Here is a 14,478-nt window from a genome sequence, read left to right as displayed (position 1 = left end):
ATTAACCTCGTTTAAACTGTAGTCGGTTGACCTCAATAACCCCTGGGTTATCGGAGCGATCAATGTCCATAAACTCAACCTCCACACCCTGTTTTTCTTTCAGGTATGTTAGCCAGTCAACGAACTTATTAAAAGGCACAGGTTTTACCCACACTTGCAACATTTCGCCACGTGGTTGCACGCGTATCAGCTCGATATTAAAGCGACGCATAGAAGCAGGCACAGATTGATTCAGAGGTTGACTGGCACTAATGCCGCCACTGCCTCGTAGTTCAACCACTTCATTGGCTTTATTGGTTACCCAAGCCAGTAGTTGCTTCTCGCTTTGAATGCGGGTCTGCGCAAGTTCAGCTCGCTGACTGAGTGGCTGGATTAGCCCCCAATAAACGACACCGACCACCAATAGAATTGAGCAACCAATCACTAGTCGTTGCTCTCTTTGACTTATTGAAGTCCACCACGCTTGGAGTGGCTCAATCATATTTCTCATCACTGATCTCCTTACGCAGGTTATTGATGGGGTTTAAGAGTAAAGCTGCCAAATACGGCATCACCATTACGATTCAATGGCCCTTGCTCAACGGTAAACTTCTCTTCAAGTTTCACTCGCGCAGTCTCGAAATATTGGAAGTCAGTACTTTTCGCTTCCAATCTCACCTCTGAGCGGTTGCCGTCGTAGCGAATACTATTCACTTCGATGGCTTTCACTTGTCCTAAAGTTTCTGGCAGTAACGCTAGCCATCCAAGTAAGGAATCACCATCACCCGAGCCACCATACTTCTTAGCTTCGTCGTTCATCTGGCGCTTAAGGTAGCTGACCGTCGGAATACGTTGCTTGCCCGGAAGTACGCTTCTAAAAATACGTTCACTCTCCGTTCGGTACGCTTCGGCTTGTGCTTCGTACTGCTGAACCTTTAAGACTTGCTGAGTGACGATCACCGCCACCAGCAAACAAGCTGCGATCGCTACTTTTTGCCATACACGCCAGTACTTACTGAATGAAGATTTGGTTTTAAAGGTGCCAGTCAGTAAGTTTACGCCACTTGTAATGGCTTGTTGGCTCAGTAAAGACATCACCAGTTCCGCAGGTTTAGCTTGCCACTCAATGCCACTTTGCAGTTGAACGTCATCACTTGGCAGTGCGGTGTAGCTAAAAATCGTTGGTGATTGCTCTTCGTCATCTAAGGCAACCCAATCGCTTTGTAAGAACATCGCTAGCCACGCCTCATTGATCGACACTGCTTGATAGTTGCTTTGACGCAATAACCAATGTTGGTCGATCTGCAGCGCACTGATGCCCTGATCTTCTAAAGGCAACGCTAAGGTATCAGGCAATACTTTACGAAAGATAATGTTCGCTTCGCGGAAAGTATCCAGCGCCTGCTTAAGCCAATCACGTTCCACACCACACACTGTCGCGTGCGTTGCGTCTTTCTCTAAAATAGTCAGGTGTAAGTCTTCGATATCTTGTGCGACTTCGTCTTCTAATAAAAACGGCAGCATAGAATCGAACTGGCGAGCAGCACCTTTCGGGATCTCAACACGCTTAATTAAGCATTCACTTCCCGGCAATAAAGCGATACAGCTGCGCTTTTCAGCGTAAGGCGTTAACTCGTCAAGCTGATCCCAGCTAGACAGTTCACCGCTTGCTATCACTTCTTGTTGGCTTGTCGACCAAACTAACCACTGCACAGGGCTTTGTGGTTCGCTACTCAGTCGAACGGTCAGAAACTCGCTCACTGATTCCTCCAAAACGACGGCGTACTACCGTCACTGTTTCTCGATTACTACTATAGAAAAGCGTCCGTATACGTACACGTGACTGCTCAACTAATACCTCTGCATCTAGCTCAAAATAGGCGCTATCTACAGTTAAATATGCTTTCGCTTTTTTGCTGACTTCGGCACTCACACCCACAATAGCAGGCTCAGCCATAAACGCATCCACCGTATCCCAACCATCGAATGGGCGTTTGTCTATCAGCTGTTTGGCATCCGATTCACTTAAGCCGGGGGCAAACATCGCTTCCAATAACGGCGCCTGCTTTTCCGTAAGAGTATTCACATTCAAACGGAAATCGTCGCTCGGCAGAGCACAAACAAAGGGGCGAACCTTATTCATCACCTCACCAGTGACTTGATAAACCGAGCGTAGCTCGGACTCATCGGCCATTAAGCCATTCGCTGCCAAATAAGATGGCTTCATCGCCTCATAAGTACTGTCTTCTACACCAGCTGAAGAGGTGGTTCGGGTATCACTATCAACAAATTCCCAGCTTGAATGTGCAATAACCTCGGCCTGATAAGGCTCAACATCTTGGTTTTCCAACAAGGTTTGCCAAACCGTAATTAAATAAGGTGTTTGGTTACTTGAAGTCGTCGCCACACCAGCCAACGCATTGAGATTAAAACATGCCTGAGCATCAACAATACGGCCTTTAACTTGACCATAATCCAACGGGTATACCTGTTCTTCTAACGCCCATGGTTGACTCAAGTTGACGGTATCACTGTCTTTGTAGCTTTGCCTAATGCCGTCTTGCACCAGCGCTTCGACACCAATGCTGTACCAGTAAGCCTGTTGGTAATTCAGTTGATTGCCCACGCGCTTAAATTGAGTAAACAGGCGTTCCGACATACTGCCTGCGATGGTTGCCATTATCGCCAGTAGCATCAGGATAATGATCAGCGCAACACCTCGCTGCTTGCGCCCCATGGCAGACCTTGTCAGTGCAAACTTATTAGTTCGATGAGTCATTATTCCCCTCATTACTACTTGAAGAGTCACTGTTTGAAGAATCATCGGCCTGATCTAGCGTGCCACCAGGGGTGAGATAAATACGCTCTATCTCACCATAATCTTTCAAGGTTAGCTTTAACCTTACCGCTTTCGGTAGCGATTTGTCGGCTTGCCACTCTTTCCCCCAGCGGCTTCCGTCATAAAACTCGAATTCCAAGCTTTCAACATCATCAAGCAAAGGCGTAATCACACCTTCTTGTCCTGCAGGAGTATCGGGGTAGCGCCACCACACACGCTCAAGCGTTTCTTCTTTAATGCGGTAACCCACTTTGGTGACTTCTCCGCGAGGAAACTGCTGCTGTGGGTTATGCCAGCCAAGGCGAGTAAACATGATGCCAACGCTGTCGGAATCCAGTAAATACTCTTTAATTAAGATCAGCTTAGATGATGCTTCTTCACCGTTGGTACGAAATTGTCGCACCGCCATCTGGCGAAAATCATTATCTAAAATGACTAAGCTACGTTGCAGTTGATTTAAACGAGCACTGCGCTCGATTGAAAGCTCGTTGCTGCGCTGAACCTGATTTACTACCTGATAAGCCGCCATGCTTAACGTGGCAAAGATAGCGATCGAGACCAAAACCTCAATTAAGGTAAAGCCTCTCCCTTTCGAAGATAGTCCTTGTTTACGAGGCACACGCTTATTGGCGGACATGCTCTTACTTAGCGACTTGCTCTGAGCTAACGACACGCTTTTACTTGACCACATAGCTGCGCACCGTGACCACTGGAGAAGCTTGTTTACTGGTTGCCACACTCACATCAAACGCCTTTAATAAATCATCGCTAGTATCGATTGGCGTGACCTTCCAAAACCACTCTCTCTCGGCCAACTCTTGTGTGCCCTGCGCTTTTTTTAGCTTCTCAGGATGCAGCATCACCAAAGCCATTTGATTATCAACGACCATAGCCGCGAAGGTTTTTTCTTCGAGATAACTGAGGGTATTGATGTGCTGAGTAACAGCACGAATCACACTGATCGCCGCAGTCGCAAAGATAGCGAGCGCAACCAATACCTCAAGCAGCGTCATTCCTCGAGAACCAAGGGGCATACCACGAAAACGATAAGGAGAACGGTTATTCCTCTTCATCTTCTTCTCCCGGTTCTAGCAGTCGAATCACACCATTGTCCAATACTCGAATACGCCAACCATCTTGTATGGTGTCTCCGGTATTTGGATAAAACGACAATACAAATGGCGTCATTTCAGCACTCGACAAGATGTAGATCTGTGGTGGTTTCGGCTTCTTTTCCTCTTCAAGATCAGCAAACATATCTTCATCAAACAAGCTTCCTGGGTTGAACAACCGATCATCGTCTTCCCATGCGCCACCACCTAAGGTCAGTGACAATGCGAGTTCTTCCGGTAGTTCAGTTAAAGAGGGGATTTTTTCAAAATCGACTTCTTGCCAGCCTTCAGACTTAAGCGCCATCAGTACATAGGTCGATTTCTTTTCATCAACTCGAACGCCAAAATCTAAGCCGCTCAAAATAGCCTCTTCATTGAGTAATTGAACTCGCTGATAAAAGCTTTGAGCGTATTTTTTAGCAACATCTTTGCTATTGGTAGGAATGGTCGCGATCACCGCAACCGCCGTTACTGACAGTAGTACCAACACCAAGAGAATCTCAATCAAGGTGAAACCTGGCTGTGTTTGCTTAGTTTTCACCTTTAGACTCCATCTGTTTACGTCCTACCATCAATAACGTATCAAGCATCAATAACGAATCAAACAATAAGCTGAAGCTTATTGGAAATCCTGCATGTTCCAGTTGCCGATATCCGCCGCAATACCTTCACCACCTTCTTGGCCATCAGCACCAAGAGTGAAAATATCAATAGTGCCGTTATCACCAGGGCTTAGGTATTGGTACTCGTTACCCCATGGGTCGTTTGGCAGACGCTTGATGTAGCCACCGTCGCGGTAGTTACGAGGCTCTGGGCTGCTTGGCTTAGAAACCAATGCATCAAGACCTTGATCCGTTGTTGGGTAAACGCTGTTATCCAGTTTGTACATATCTAGCGCGTTCTCTAGCGCCACAATATCAGTGATGGCTTTTTGTTGGTCAGCCTTCTCTTTGTTACCCAATAGGTTAGGTACAACAAAGCTCGCCAATACGCCAAGGATAACCACAACAACCATCACTTCTAATAGGGTAAAGCCTGATTGTTTCTTCATTCTGTTTTTCATTATTTTCTCCAAATTACAGACAGCGAGTTGAAGGTAATAATGTCCTTCTTCTCGTTAATCCAAAAACTAACGTCTTATGAGCAGTTGATTAACCACTCATCAAATTATTCATTTCAAGCATCGGCATCAGAGTCGCCATCACAATGAACAGCACTAAGCCTGCCATCAAAGCGATAAGTGCTGGCGTAAAGATACCTAACGCGATATTCACGGTCGATTCAAAGCTTTGATCCTGGTTATCTGCCGCTCTTGTTAGCATTTGCTCTAACTGACCACTCTGCTCACCACTGGCGATCATATGCAGCATCATTGGAGGGAAGAGTTTGGTTTGATCGAGCGCTTTACGCAGGCTTGCCCCTTCTCTAACACTGTCTGACGCCTGCAGTACTTGTTGCTTCACATGGTGATTCGACATTACATCAACCGCAACCTTCATCCCCTCAAGGATAGGAATCGCACTCGAGGTACAGATAGAGAGTGTTCGTGCAAAACGAGAGGTATTAATTCCTTTCGCGATCTTGCCGATCAGTGGAATGCTTAATAGCTTGCGATCCCAACTCATGCGAACACCCGGCTTTTTCAGAGCGGTCTTAATCAACACAATCACACCGATGATCAACAACAGTAATTGGATGCCCCAATTCTGGATAAATTCACTCGATGCCAATAAAAATTGTGTCGATTGAGGAAGTTCTTGGCCCATTTGGATAATCGGTTCAACGATCTTAGGTACCACGGTTGCCAGCAGGAACGAAACAATCGTCACCGCAAACACCACCAGCACCACAGGGTAGATCATCGCTTGCAGCAACTTAGAGCGCATCTTCTGACGGTTTTCTGCGTAATCAGCCAGTCGCTCCAATACCGCATCTAAGTGACCCGATTTCTCACCAGCCGCGACCATGGCTCTAAACAGTTCATCAAAGATATGTGGGTAATCAGCCAAGCTATCGGCTAGCGAATAACCTTCCGTTACCTTCGAACGAACCGCCAGTAACATGGTTCGAATACGTGGCTTTTCAGATTGCTCCGCCACGGCTTTCAAGCACTCTTCTAGCGGCATGCCTGATTGCACCAAAGTGGAAATTTGGCGAGTAATCAAAGCAAGGTCTGGCGTGCTGATACCACGCTTAAAGCTGGTCGAAGGCTGTGCACCTTTCGTCGTTTTAGCTTTAGCTTCGGTCATCTCAACCGGCATCAAGCCTTGTTCTTTGATTCTTTGGCGAGCCTGACGAGCGTTATCCGCTTCAATCGAGCCTTTTTTACTTTTGCCTTTGGCATCCAGTGCTTTGTATTCAAATGCCGCCATACTAGACTTCCTTGGTCACTCGCATCACTTCTTCTAAGGACGTTACCCCTTTCAGAACTTTGCTCAAGCCATCATCTCGAATACTTGGTGTTGTGCCACGAATTGCTTTCTCAATCGCCTGTTCGCCAGCCTCACTGTGAATCAGCTCTTGTACCGAATCGTCAATCATCAATAGCTCATGAATACCAGTACGGCCTCGATAGCCTTTGTGACTGCAGCTTTCACACCCTTTGGCATGGTAAAGCGTTAGGCTGTCTTTCTTCTTCAACCCAAACAGTTTTTTCTGTTCTTTATCCGCTTCGTAAGGTTCTTTACAGTCGTTACACAGGGTGCGAACCAAGCGCTGAGCCAAAACACCCAGCAGCGAAGAAGAGATCAAGAAGGGTTCGATGCCCATATCACGCAGACGCGTAATTGCACCGATTGCCGTATTGGTGTGAAGGGTCGACATCACTAAGTGACCGGTCAAAGAGGCTTGAACAGCGATCTCTGCGGTCTCTAAGTCACGTATCTCACCAATCATTACCACATCGGGATCTTGACGAAGAATCGCACGTAAACCACGCGCAAAGGTCATATCAACCTTAGGGTTCACTTGTGTTTGACCAATGCCATCGATATCGAATTCGATCGGGTCTTCAACGGTTAAAATGTTTCGTTCATTGCTGTTGAGTTCTTGCAGGCCTGCGTACAGGGTCGTCGATTTACCTGAACCTGTCGGGCCGGTCACCAAGATAATGCCGTGTGGGCGCTGAATCAGCTTACGGAAGTTTTCATGGTTTTCTGCTGTCATACCTAAACTGTGCAAGTCTAGACGAGTGGCGTTTTTGTCCAACAGACGCATTACCACACGCTCACCGTGCGAAGAAGGCATGGTTGATACACGAACGTCGACCGCTCGACCACCAATACGCAGAGAAATACGACCGTCTTGTGGCACGCGTTTTTCTGCAATATCCAACTTCGCCATAACCTTTACACGTGACACGAGCAGCGGCGCCAGTTTACGGCTTGGCGCTAGAACATCACGCAGCACACCATCAACTCGGAAGCGGATACAAAGTGACTTTTCAAAGGTTTCGATATGAATATCCGAAGCACCTTCTTTGATCGCCTCACCCAGCATCGCATTGATTAACTTGATGATTGGTGCATCATCCTCTGATTCAAGTAAGTCTTCGTCTTGAGGCAGTTCTTCCGCTAGTGAGAAGAAGTCATCACTATCAGCACCAATGTCTTCCATGAGCTGACGAGCTTCTGACGAGTCACGCTGATAAGCATCGGTCAGTTTTTTATCAAACTCATCGAGAGTAATCGCTTGTGGCGTGAAACCATTTTTCACAACACGACTCACTTCAATGATCGCCGCCGATTTCAGTGGCTCAACATAATAAAGTATCGGTGCGCGCTCTGGATGTTGATACTCCAACACCATCTTATAGCGATTCGCAAAGCTAAACGGCAAGCGCTGATAAGTACGTGCCGCCCCTACCAATTCAGCCATTATTCTGTTTCCATCTGATCAATGAAGGCTTGAAGTTCAGCCGGGTAATTCATGCTTTCGCCAAATTTAGGCAGTACTGGAATATTATCGTCATCCATCAGCTTCAGGCCCTGCTCTGACTTATACAACTGCTCAGCACGAATAAAGTTGTATTTACGCTGAGTAATACCATCGGCCGTCATACCATCACGAATAATGGTCGGCTTGATGAATACCATTAGGTTCTTTTTCTCAACCTGAGTACTGGTTGATTTGAACAGGTGTCCTAGAACAGGGATATCGCCCAAGAACGGCACCTTAGATTCACTTTCCAGCGCTCGCTCGTCAATCAAGCCACCCAGCACCAGCATTTGACCGTCTTGAACAATCACTGACGTATTTAGCTGACGCTTAGCAAAACGAACATCTACTGCCCCGTTTGCGCCTAATACGTTCGATACTTCTTGTTCTATTTGCAGCTGAACTGAGTCACCTTCATTGATTTGTGGCACGACTTTTAGCTTGATACCCACTTCTTTACGTTCAACCGTTTGGAATGGGTTATCGTTACTTGAGCCTGCGGTCGAGCCAGTTAAAACAGGCACCTCTTCGCCCACAATGAACGACGCTTCGCCGTTATCCATCACGGTGATACTTGGAGAAGATAGGATATTTGAATTTGAATCGGTCGCTACTGCACTGATCAAGGCAGTCCAGTCACCCATCACTACGCTCATTGCCGCGCCATTAACGCCAGAAAGAGCAGAAGCTAACGTTGAGTAGTCACCGGATTCTGTGGTCGTTTCATTACGCAAAAAGGCGCCATTATCATCATAGACTGCGGTGGTCGTTTCAGTGTCTTTCGCTTCTTCTAAACCAACCATTACGCCACCGATTGACGCACCTGTGTTGCCATACTGAATCACAGCACCAGTATCAAGGTTACCCCATTGCACACCAAGGTTAATGCCATCACCCTCTGCCATCTCGACAATTAGGGCTTCAATCAATACTTGAGCGCGACGAATATCCAGTTGCGCGATCACATCTTGCAGCGCGTTCATGATGTCTGGTTGGGCGGTAATAACCAAAGAGTTGGTATCACTGTGAGCTGAGATCACCACTTTGTCACGTTGAGATGAGCTACCTTTAGTTGATGTTTGCTTCTCTGATTGCAGGTTGTCCGACACGCCTTTCAGCACATCGACTAAATCTTCTGCTTTGGCGTATTTAAGGTAAATTACTTGGTTGTTGCCCTTGGTTGCCATTTCCACATCAAGCTGTTCAATCAACCTTCTTAAACGGCTACGTACCTTAGGGTCACCTGAGATAAGGATCGCATTGGTACGTTCATCGGCAACTAATTTAGGTTGTAGGAAGGCTGGTGTGTTTTGGGCATCTGTGGTTTTGCTTAGTGCATCAACGATACGTACCATTTCTGCCGCAGAAGCATTCTTTAGCTCAACGACTTCAATCTCTTTATCACCCGCTTGGTCAACACGCTTGATGATTTCAGCTAAACGGTTTACTACCGCCGCTCGGCCTGTAATAAGGATGATGTTGGCTGGGTCGTAGTGCACAACGTTACCCGCGCCTGCATTGTCGTTTAGTTGACGAAGCAGAGGAGAAAGTTCACGAACCGATACATTACGAACCGTCACTACACGCGTCACTACGCTATCACCAGTGATTGAATCACGGTCACCAACAACGGGGATCGCCGAAGTTTTCGAATCCTTGGCTTTGATGATCTTAAGAACACCCGAGTCCATTTCAACGACTGCGTAGCCATACACCTCTAGTACGTTTAAGAAGAAGCTGTAATATTGCTCTTCATTCAATACGTCGTAGCTGCGTACATCGATTTTTCCGCGCACCGATGGATCAACGATGATGGTCTTCTCTAGGTTACGACCAACAATATTAATAAACTCTTGAATATCAGTGCCTTTAAAGCTGGCACTAAAATCACTCGCGATGGCTGCGGGTGTGCAGATCAAGCTTCCTGCCAATAACCATGCACTTTTCTTAAACCAATGCTTCACGTACTTCTCCTACACTTTCGTCCTTCGTTAGACGCAAAGTTTTAAAATTCAATAAACACTTCATGTTGTTGACCATCTCTCTCGACCACCAGATTTAGCTCTGTTAGTTCTGAGATGGAACGGAATATGTTGCCCATAGCAGCAGGGTCTGTCAGGTCTTGTCCATTTAACTGAGTGGCAATATCTCCGTTTTGGAGCCCAACAGAGTTAAAAAGTTCTGAATCTTTGCCAGGGCTCACACGATAACCGATCACTTTATCGTCACGCTTCACCTGAGACAGTCGAACATATTGGAAGATTTGTTGCGGATCTTTCATTATCTTCGCTTTAATTTCATCAAGCTTCTCTTCTGCTGAAGCCGGATTATTACCACGAACCGAAGAAGAGCTACGAGGTGGCGCAGGCGCTGATACAGCCAAACGCTTGTACTCAATACCTTCAAGCATCAAGGTTTCGTCTCGTCCTGAGTTATCAATGATAACGCGGTCGATTAATACCGCTTTTAACTTGGCTCGAGTGCCTTCAATCTCTTCATTAATTCCGTAGGTCGCTTGCGTGCCGCGATTGGCGATCACCGCTAAGCTCAGTTTTGGATTCGAGCTCGCGACTGCACCCACTAAAACGAGGTTTAATCGCGTCTTAGGCGCATCTTGGATAACTTGCTGTTCAACCACAGCGGGCGTGCTTGGGTTGTAAGCACCAAACATGTTGCTCTGCTGCAAAGAAGAGATATCAAGGGTCGATTGAGGTGCTGAAGACGATGAAGCCGTTGCTGTCCAAGGCGCGATAGTTTGCTCAGCAGGTTCGATAAACCATGCAAGCTGCCCTAAGATCCATGCGGAAGCTGCAATCAATACACAACAGGTCGCTAAGCTTAGTTTCTGCTGAAGTACAAATCCATTCTCTAATAAGCGGCTCAACATAGGAGAATTCCCTACGCGATTTTTGAGCTCTAAAAAGTTCACTTTCCTAGTCCCTTTTCATGACGACAAACGCTGCAAATCATTAAACTTTCAGCTTTTTTATTCATTCGTTCGATACCAAGCTTATTTAAGCAATAAGATCCTGAACTATATCATAGCAAATCGATAAATCGGCATAACATGGCTATTTTGTATTATGACTTGAAAAAAATGCCAACCGCCTCCACTTTAAGCTTCTACTTAATGTGATAAGCATCATCAAAAACATGTTGCGCACTGTTCGTTACAGTTAAACCGCATTCATTTCTAACTGAAAAGGCACTGTCCTATATGAAAACGACTAATGAAGCTGTCAGACTCGATAAATGGTTGTGGGCAGCACGCTTTTATAAAACTCGTTCAATTGCTCGCAACATGGTCGATGGTGGCAAAGTCCACTATAATGGTCAGCGCAGTAAACCCAGCAAAATCGTAGAACTTGGGGCAGTGGTTACCCTGCGCCAAGGGAATGAAGAAAAGACGGTCACCATAGAGAAAATATCCGCACACCGCGGCGGGGCGCCAGTCGCTCAAACCCTCTATGAAGAAACCACCGAAAGCTTGGCAAAAAGAGAAGAGTTTGCACAACAACGCAAGCTAAATGCTCATAGCCCAGCACCAGAACGTCGCCCAGATAAAAAGCAACGTCGTGACATCATCAAGTTCAAGACTCAATAAGCTAGAAGGAATAGCCAAATGGCAGACCCAATGTCTACAAGTAATGTTTTAAATCGCTACCTATTTGAAGACCTATCAGTACGTGGTGAATTGGTACAGATGGACGAAGCATACCAACAGATTATTTCTAGCAAGGAATACCCAGCTCCAGTACAAAAGCTGTTGGGTGAGCTACTGGTTTCAACGACGCTACTAACGGCGACCCTAAAGTTTGAAGGTTCTATCACGATGCAGCTGCAAGGTGACGGCCCAGTATCTCTAGCAGTTATCAATGGCGATCACGATCAGAAGATCCGTGGTGTTGCTCGCTTTGAAGGCGATATCGCAGACGACGCAGGTCTACATGCCCTAATGGGTAAAGGTCATCTAGTGATCACTATCGATCCTAAGAAAGGTGAGCGTTACCAAGGTATCGTTGGTCTTGAAGGTGACACGCTTGCACAAGTGCTTGAAGGCTACTTCGCTAACTCTGAACAGCTTAAGACTCGTCTATGGCTGCGCACTGGCGAGCATGAAGGCAAAGCACACGCTGCAGGTATGTTGCTACAAGTAATGCCTGACGGCACCGGTACTCCAGACGACTTCGAGCACCTAGAGCAACTAACAGACACCGTGAAAAACGAAGAGCTATTCACTCTAGAAGCGAACGAACTGCTTTACCGTTTGTACAACCAAGAGAAAGTACAGCTATTCACACCACAACCGGTTGAGTTCTTCTGTGGCTGTTCACGCGATCGAAGTGCAGCAGCAATCATTACTGTTGCTCAAGAAGAGATCTACGACATCCTAAGCACCGAAGGAAGCGTTGGTCTACACTGCGATTACTGTGGCACAAACTACTCGTTCGACAAGAATGATGTTGATGCACTGTACGCAGAAGCAGCAGATAAAGGCAGCAATACGGTTCATTAATTTACGGCGTACCAAAAACACGTAATTTACCCCAAAAAGGTCAGCCCTCAGCTGGCCTTTTTTGTGATCAAAATAGCGCAAACTCCGTAACATCTCGTAATAAAATCACCGCTTAATTTTAATCAATTAATAATGTTCTCGCCCCTAGCGCAAAGGTTTGCGTACAGGATAGACTAGTTGGGCCAATATGTGACGAGACGCTTAAAACCCCATGGCTAATATGGATATTTTTTGAGCTATATCCCTGTTTCCCCCGAGTCTCGTTGCTAGCATGGTGAGCAGATAACAATAAAAAATTAATACAAAATCCCTACAAAATATCCTACAAGGAGCACCTATGACCGTTATGGAACATACAAAGGCTGCACAAATTGATCTAACTAAGCACGGACTGACTGGCGTTACTGAAGTTCTTCGTAATCCTAGCTACGAGCAGTTATTCGTTGAAGAAACACTGCCAGGTTTGGAAGGCTACGAAAAAGGCGTAGTAACGGAACTAGGCTCTGTTGCGGTAGACACTGGTATCTTTACTGGCCGCTCACCAAAAGATAAGTACATTGTTAAAGATGACACGACCCGCGATACCATGTGGTGGTCAGATCAAGGCAAAAATGACAACAAACCGATTACAACTGAAGTATGGAATGAGCTGAAAGAGCTTGTGACAACTCAGCTATCTGGCAAGCGCCTGTTTGTCATCGACGGTTATTGTGGTGCTAACCCTGATACGCGCTTAAGCGTGCGTATTATCACTGAAGTAGCGTGGCAAGCGCACTTCGTTAAGAACATGTTCATTCGTCCAACTGACGAAGAGCTAGCAACGTTCGAACCTGATTTCGTGGTAATGAACGGTGCTAAAACAACTAACCCTAACTGGGAAAAGCAGGGTCTAAACTCTGAAAACTTCGTTGCTTTCAACCTAACAGAGCGCGTTCAAATCATCGGTGGTACTTGGTACGGCGGTGAGATGAAGAAAGGCATGTTCGCAATGATGAACTACCTGCTTCCTCTGCAAGGCATTGCTTCAATGCACTGTAGTGCAAACGTCGGCGAGAAAGGCGATGTAGCCATCTTCTTCGGTCTATCTGGTACAGGTAAAACTACGCTTTCAACCGATCCTAAGCGTGAGCTAATCGGTGATGATGAGCACGGTTGGGATGACGATGGTATCTTCAACTTCGAAGGTGGTTGTTACGCGAAGACGATTCGTCTATCTAAAGAAGCAGAACCTGAAATCTACAATGCAATCCGTCGTGATGCACTACTAGAAAACGTAACAGTTCGTGGTGATGGTTCTATCGATTTTGATGACGGTTCAAAAACTGAGAACACTCGTGTTTCTTACCCGATTCACCACATCGATAACATCGTTAAACCAGTATCAAAAGCCGGTCACGCTCAAAAGGTTATCTTCCTGACTGCTGATGCATTCGGTGTACTGCCACCCGTTTCTAAACTGACTCCAGAGCAAACGAAGTACCACTTCCTATCTGGCTTCACTGCAAAACTAGCGGGCACTGAGCGTGGTATTACTGAGCCAACGCCAACGTTCTCTGCTGCATTTGGTGCGGCATTCTTAACTCTCCACCCAACTCAGTACGCTGAAGTGCTTGTGAAGCGTATGGAAGCAGCTGGCGCTGAAGCTTACCTAGTGAACACAGGTTGGAACGGTACTGGTAAACGTATCTCTATCCAAGATACGCGAGGCATCATCGACGCTATCCTAGATGGCTCAATCGACAACGCTGAAACTAAGGTTATCCCTATGTTTAACCTAGAAGTGCCACTAGCGCTGCACGATGTTGACCCAGCGATCCTTGACCCACGCGATACGTACACTGACCCTCTACAATGGGAAAGCAAAGCGAAAGATCTAGCCGAGCGCTTCATCAACAACTTTGATAAGTACACAGACAACGCTGAAGGTAAGTCACTGGTTGCAGCTGGTCCTCAACTGGACTAATCCAACCATCTGCTCGGGCTTAGCCAAAAGCGAACGCCCAATTTAAAATGATATTTTTGTAGCAAGCCCCTCTTTTGAGGGGCTTTTTTGTTGATGCTTGACCCTTTTTGTTCCACTCTGTTTTAAGACTATT

14 protein-coding genes are annotated in these 14,478 nt (G+C 46.4%); 3 read left to right on the top strand and 11 right to left on the bottom strand.

The features are described from left to right. Position 1: 1 nt before the first annotated feature. From BCU07_RS21455 to gspC, 11 genes are all read right to left on the bottom strand, one after another. A complete protein-coding gene (locus tag BCU07_RS21455) occupies positions 2-490 on the bottom strand; it encodes a type II secretion system protein M (RefSeq protein WP_102332602.1) in 489 nt (162 codons plus the stop codon). Positions 491-510: 20 nt separating this feature from the next. Beyond that, positions 511-1,740 carry a type II secretion system protein GspL gene (gspL, locus tag BCU07_RS21450; RefSeq protein WP_017066632.1) on the bottom strand — a complete coding sequence of 410 codons (1,230 nt, stop codon included), beginning with the start codon at positions 1,738-1,740 and terminating at the stop codon, positions 511-513. Next, positions 1,709-2,758 (bottom strand): type II secretion system minor pseudopilin GspK, encoded by a 1,050-nt coding sequence (gspK, locus tag BCU07_RS21445; protein WP_017062481.1) that lies wholly within the window; start codon positions 2,756-2,758, stop codon positions 1,709-1,711. Before gspK ends, gspL begins: the two co-directional genes overlap by 32 nt. After that, positions 2,742-3,509: a type II secretion system minor pseudopilin GspJ gene (gene gspJ / locus BCU07_RS21440; RefSeq protein WP_017063073.1), complete on the bottom strand. Its 768-nt coding sequence runs from the start codon at positions 3,507-3,509 to the stop codon at positions 2,742-2,744. The genes gspK and gspJ overlap by 17 nt, the downstream gene beginning before the upstream one ends. Then, a complete protein-coding gene (gene gspI, locus BCU07_RS21435; RefSeq protein WP_017062483.1) occupies positions 3,496-3,891 on the bottom strand; it encodes a type II secretion system minor pseudopilin GspI in 396 nt (131 codons plus the stop codon). The genes gspJ and gspI overlap by 14 nt, the downstream gene beginning before the upstream one ends. Continuing rightward, the gene (gspH, locus tag BCU07_RS21430) at positions 3,878-4,471 is read right to left on the bottom strand and encodes a type II secretion system minor pseudopilin GspH (RefSeq protein ID WP_017062484.1); all 594 of its coding nucleotides are present in this window, start codon (positions 4,469-4,471) and stop codon (positions 3,878-3,880) included. The genes gspI and gspH overlap by 14 nt, the downstream gene beginning before the upstream one ends. Before the next feature lie 78 nt (positions 4,472-4,549). Beyond that, the gene (gspG, locus tag BCU07_RS21425) at positions 4,550-4,993 is read right to left on the bottom strand and encodes a type II secretion system major pseudopilin GspG (protein WP_017062485.1); all 444 of its coding nucleotides are present in this window, start codon (positions 4,991-4,993) and stop codon (positions 4,550-4,552) included. A gap of 88 nt (positions 4,994-5,081) precedes the next feature. Continuing rightward, positions 5,082-6,302 carry a type II secretion system inner membrane protein GspF gene (gene gspF, locus BCU07_RS21420; RefSeq protein ID WP_017070113.1) on the bottom strand — a complete coding sequence of 407 codons (1,221 nt, stop codon included), beginning with the start codon at positions 6,300-6,302 and terminating at the stop codon, positions 5,082-5,084. A gap of 1 nt (position 6,303) precedes the next feature. After that, positions 6,304-7,806, bottom strand: a complete 1,503-nt coding sequence (gene gspE, locus BCU07_RS21415; RefSeq protein ID WP_065585034.1) for a type II secretion system ATPase GspE — start codon at positions 7,804-7,806, stop codon at positions 6,304-6,306. Beyond that, entirely contained in the window at positions 7,806-9,830 is a 2,025-nt protein-coding gene (gene gspD, locus BCU07_RS21410) for a type II secretion system secretin GspD (RefSeq protein ID WP_102428475.1), read from the bottom strand. The genes gspE and gspD overlap by 1 nt, the downstream gene beginning before the upstream one ends. 41 nt (positions 9,831-9,871) lie before the next feature. Beyond that, positions 9,872-10,753, bottom strand: coding sequence for a type II secretion system protein GspC (gspC, locus tag BCU07_RS21405; protein WP_017062489.1), 882 nt, complete (start codon positions 10,751-10,753; stop codon positions 9,872-9,874). Positions 10,754-11,083: 330 nt separating this feature from the next. On the opposite strand from gspC, the gene hslR reads away from it, so the two are divergent. The 3 genes from hslR (at position 11,084) to pckA (ending at position 14,345) form a co-directional block, all read left to right on the top strand. Then, a complete protein-coding gene (gene hslR, locus BCU07_RS21400) occupies positions 11,084-11,470 on the top strand; it encodes a ribosome-associated heat shock protein Hsp15 (protein WP_017090220.1) in 387 nt (128 codons plus the stop codon). Positions 11,471-11,488: 18 nt separating this feature from the next. Continuing rightward, positions 11,489-12,382 carry an Hsp33 family molecular chaperone HslO gene (hslO, locus tag BCU07_RS21395; protein ID WP_017063067.1) on the top strand — a complete coding sequence of 298 codons (894 nt, stop codon included), beginning with the start codon at positions 11,489-11,491 and terminating at the stop codon, positions 12,380-12,382. 337 nt (positions 12,383-12,719) lie between these two features. Then, positions 12,720-14,345 carry a phosphoenolpyruvate carboxykinase (ATP) gene (gene pckA / locus BCU07_RS21390; protein WP_017062492.1) on the top strand — a complete coding sequence of 542 codons (1,626 nt, stop codon included), beginning with the start codon at positions 12,720-12,722 and terminating at the stop codon, positions 14,343-14,345. The last annotated feature ends 133 nt before the right edge of the window (positions 14,346-14,478 follow it).

It is taken from the genome of Vibrio sp. 10N.261.54.E10 (genome assembly GCF_002877735.2).
GTDB lineage: Bacteria > Pseudomonadota > Gammaproteobacteria > Enterobacterales > Vibrionaceae > Vibrio > Vibrio crassostreae_C.
The sequence above is the reverse complement of the archived record's forward strand: the minus strand, read 5'-3'. Positions and strand labels throughout refer to the sequence as shown.

What these genes read in the sequence shown, in the direction of transcription:
- hslO (WP_017063067.1), top strand. Translation starts at nt 11,489, where the DNA reads ATGGCAGACCCAATGTCTACAAGTAATGTTTTAAATCGCTACCTATTT.
- gspF (WP_017070113.1), bottom strand. Translation starts at nt 6,302, where the DNA reads ATGGCGGCATTTGAATACAAAGCACTGGATGCCAAAGGCAAAAGTAAA.
- gspI (WP_017062483.1), bottom strand. Translation starts at nt 3,891, where the DNA reads ATGAAGAGGAATAACCGTTCTCCTTATCGTTTTCGTGGTATGCCCCTT.
- gspG (WP_017062485.1), bottom strand. Translation starts at nt 4,993, where the DNA reads ATGAAAAACAGAATGAAGAAACAATCAGGCTTTACCCTATTAGAAGTG.
- gspJ (WP_017063073.1), bottom strand. Translation starts at nt 3,509, where the DNA reads ATGTGGTCAAGTAAAAGCGTGTCGTTAGCTCAGAGCAAGTCGCTAAGT.
- gspC (WP_017062489.1), bottom strand. Translation starts at nt 10,753, where the DNA reads ATGTTGAGCCGCTTATTAGAGAATGGATTTGTACTTCAGCAGAAACTA.
- gspK (WP_017062481.1), bottom strand. Translation starts at nt 2,758, where the DNA reads ATGACTCATCGAACTAATAAGTTTGCACTGACAAGGTCTGCCATGGGG.
- gspE (WP_065585034.1), bottom strand. Translation starts at nt 7,806, where the DNA reads ATGGCTGAATTGGTAGGGGCGGCACGTACTTATCAGCGCTTGCCGTTT.
- pckA (WP_017062492.1), top strand. Translation starts at nt 12,720, where the DNA reads ATGACCGTTATGGAACATACAAAGGCTGCACAAATTGATCTAACTAAG.
- hslR (WP_017090220.1), top strand. Translation starts at nt 11,084, where the DNA reads ATGAAAACGACTAATGAAGCTGTCAGACTCGATAAATGGTTGTGGGCA.
- BCU07_RS21455 (WP_102332602.1), bottom strand. Translation starts at nt 490, where the DNA reads ATGAGAAATATGATTGAGCCACTCCAAGCGTGGTGGACTTCAATAAGT.